General features: G+C 62.7%; 3 protein-coding genes. 1 reads left to right on the top strand and 2 read right to left on the bottom strand.

The features are described from left to right. Positions 1–1,191, top strand: a 1,191-nt coding sequence (locus tag ABYO54_RS15475) for an ATP-binding protein (RefSeq protein ID WP_372809135.1), incomplete at its 5' end; no start/stop codon positions are given. 4 nt (positions 1,192–1,195) lie between these two features. Here the strand turns inward: ABYO54_RS15475 and ABYO54_RS15470 are convergent. Next, positions 1,196–2,944, bottom strand: coding sequence for a hypothetical protein (locus ABYO54_RS15470; protein WP_372809134.1), 1,749 nt, complete (start codon positions 2,942–2,944; stop codon positions 1,196–1,198). An 89-nt stretch (positions 2,945–3,033) separates the two neighbouring features. Further along, positions 3,034–3,453 (bottom strand): AmmeMemoRadiSam system protein A (gene amrA / locus ABYO54_RS15465; RefSeq protein ID WP_372809133.1); only part of this gene is annotated, 420 nt, incomplete at its 5' end.

The raw sequence follows: 3,453 nt of genomic DNA, 5'->3' as shown, positions 1-3,453 counted from the left end.
GCGCAGCGTTTCGGGGTGCACGACACCGACAACGACGGCTACATCGCCGGCGCGGAGTTGCATAGCCTGCCGTCGCCGCAGGGCGGTCCCCCTCAACGGAGAGGAGGCGGAGGAGGTGGAGGTCCCGGAGGGCCTCGCCACGACCTCCGCCGACGGGAGGTTCCCCCCCCCACCTCGTCGCGCTTCATGACCGTTGAAACCCCGACGATCAACTGGCGCGCCGGCGTCTTTTGCACGGACGAAATCACCTTGGTTGCCGCGATGGACATGGATGCGTTCAACGCCGAGGTCAACCGCTTCCGCACCGCCTTCATGATTGCGGTTCCGCTGGGATTGATTCTGCTTGGCTTACTGGGCTGGTTCCTGGCCGGGCATGCCATGAAGCCCGTCGCCGCCATCGCCGACACGGTCGAGGGCATTACGGCCAAGGGGCTCGACAAACGCATTCCGATGATCAGCAACGACATCGAACTCGAACGGCTCGTTACCGTTTCGAACAACATGCTCGACCGACTTGAAAAAAGCTACCACCAGGCCGTCCGCTTCAGCGCCGACGCCGCCCATGAACTGCAAACCCCGCTCACCATCCTCCAAGGCGAACTCGACAACGCCATCCAATCGTCGGAAGACGGCTCCAACGAGCAGCAACGCTACAGCATGCTGCTCGAGGAGTTGCGCAATCTCAAGGCCGTCGTGCAAAAGCTCCTGCTGCTCGCGCATGCCGACGAAGGGAGGCTCCATGTCCAGCACCAGCCCGTCGACTTGAGCGAACTGGCGGCAAACGCCGCAGAAGACCTCGAACTGATGGCGCCGAATCTGGAAATCGAGCAGGAGATTGCCCCGGGCCTCGTCGTCAACGGCGATCCCGCCCTGCTCAACCAGGCGATCCGCAACATGACTTCCAATGCGGCGAAGTATGCCACGGCGAACGGACGCGCGGTGTTCGCGCTGAAACGAGACGACGGCAAAGCCCTCTTCACCTTGTCGAACACGGCTTCGCCGATTCCCGAGGCGGACCGGCCGCTGCTGTTCGACCGCTTCCACCGGGTCGACAAAGCCCGCACCACGGCCGGCTCCGGACTGGGGCTGAGCCTCGCCCGCGAGATCGCCCGCGCCCACGGCGGCGATCTGGTGCTGGATCCTTGCGACGAGGTGATGGTTTCGTTTACCTTGACGCTGCCGAGCGATTAGCCGCCTACTCCGCGGCAAACGAGATGCCTAGACTGGCGGGCGGACTGGAAACTTCCATGCCGTCTTCATAGACGGCCACCGCGCGGACCCGGTTCGGGCCTTCCCCGATCATCCGTTCGTCCAGCACCAGTTCGGCTTCGGGATCGTAGATCCGTTCATCCAGCACCAGCTCGCCGGAAACCAGCCGCACCTTTTTCGGCATCTGCGGACCGCCGACCTGCACCTTGATTCCATGCTCATGCTTCGCGAGCCGGCTAATCTGCGGCAGGATCGTGACCGACCGCCCCATGCGGTTGACCATGATTGCCTTGTCGTACGAGGCACTGAATTCGACCAGATGCTTGATGCGCGCCACGGCCCGAAGTTCGTGGTAGCCATCCGACAGCTTCAGGAGCCGCAAATGGACCGAATTGTCCTCGGAAACTTCGCGGATCTCTTTGCCATCGAGCAGGAAGGAGTAGAGGAACTGCACGTTCGGGACGCGGCAAGCCGCGGTGGCCATATAGGTGAAATCGTTTTTCATGCTATCGGCCCCCAGCACATTCACCGACAGCGGCACGGCGTAGGGCTTGGCCAGCGGATCGCCCAGCAGCAGGCCCTGCAGCGGGCAGGCGATGGATTGGTAGAAACTCTCGAGCATGGAGCACCCGGACGCATAGTGCACAAAGAAACGCGCCGACGGAAACTTGTTGGGATTCGAGTAGGGTTCCACCACCGCGCCCGCCGACCCCGTGGCCCCGGCTGCGATCCAGTCGGTCAGCTTGCTCTGCCGTTTCTGGAACTCCGCGCTCCAGCTGGTGAGGTGCTCGGCCATGGCCCCGGGCCAGAACGATTTGATTTGCGAGGGATCGACCGTCTCGGCGCCCATCAGAATGCCCATCACGTTTTCGGCGCCCGCCGGGAAGTTGGTGGCCACGTTGGCGGCGACGCCCTTGGCCTTGAGCTCGTTCACGGCCGGGTAGAATTGATATTCGCGGCATTTGGAGCGGACGTCGTCGGACATCACGAAATGGATCCCGCCGCGGTTGCCGCGGAAGTCGGACTGCTTGCCGCGGGCCAGGCAATCGATCACGGTCTGGACGTCGTTGCCCTTTTCGCCGGTGTAGCCGAGCATCATGCTCGGCAGCGGCATGCGCTCGCCCAGCCCGCGCTGCAGCCAAGCCGCCTCCGGCGGAACCGTCGCATCCTCGCCGAGCCCCTTTTTCTGCATCCCCAGCGACATGGCATTCAGGTTGAGCGTGATGCGCGCGTTGGGCCCGGCAAACAGCTTGGAAAGGTATTTCCCTTCTTCCACCAGATCCAGTCCGGGAATCTGGTTGCGCATGAACGTCAGGCCGCCGACCGACATCTGCCTGCGGTCGGAGGCGTCGGTCTTGACGCGGATCGGGAAATCGACGGAATAGACCCACGCCAGAATCTGCCCATCGATCCCCCGCTGCGCCGCCACGGCATTGGCGGGCTCCCAGATCAAATCGGCGAACTGCTTCGGCGTGACGGTGGCGTCACCGCCATAGGCACTTTCCGGGATATCGAGATAGACCACGTTGCGCCGCGGAATCTCCCGCAAAGCCAGATAGGTGTTGGCCACCTTCAGCGAATCCTGCGACCGCTTGTTCACCAGCAGCAGCACCTCGTGCGGCATCTGCCCCAAGGCGGTGCCCCCTAAAAAGAGCGCCGCGACCGCAGTCGCGATGCGGCGCGGACGGGTGAACGGCAAGATGATTTGGCGACGGATCAGTTTGTAGATAAGCATGGCAACTCCAAGGTAAACAAACTTGGATTATGCGGGGTTGCCCCCGAGATTTCAACCCGCATGCCGCAAAAGGATCGAACCAGGAGGTCCTATCCGGTCTTTTCACCGAACACGATGGCCTCGAAAACCTGGAATTGGCACCCGCTTTTCCAGTCGTCGGGGCCGAGGCCGGCTTTCATGGCGAGGTGGGACAGCGTGGTTGACAGCCCCCAACCTTGCTCGGGCGCGACTTGCGGCAGGAATACGGCGGAGCACATTCCCTTGGACAGCACGATGCCATGTTTGCCGATTTCAATGTCTTCATACGACGGCACCGAATGCGGCGCGGTGAGAGCGGAGATTTCGATGTCGACCTCGTTCAGCTCGTCCTCGCGCAGCTTCGGGAAACGCGGATCGTGAAAGGCCGCATTCAAGGCCTGCTCGGCGATCGCCGCATGGAGGGCGCGGCGCGGAAAGATTTCGCCGATGCACCCGCACAGCTGCCCCTGCTTATGCAGGGTCACGAAGGC

Origin of the sequence: Pontiella sp. (genome assembly GCF_041622395.1) — a bacterium.
GTDB lineage: Bacteria > Verrucomicrobiota > Kiritimatiellia > Kiritimatiellales > Pontiellaceae > Pontiella.
The sequence above is the reverse complement of the archived record's forward strand: the minus strand, read 5'-3'. Positions and strand labels throughout refer to the sequence as shown.

Excerpts from the sequence above, each read along its gene's own strand:
- ABYO54_RS15470 (WP_372809134.1), bottom strand. The coding sequence starts at position 2,944 with ATGCTTATCTACAAACTGATCCGTCGCCAAATCATCTTGCCGTTCACC.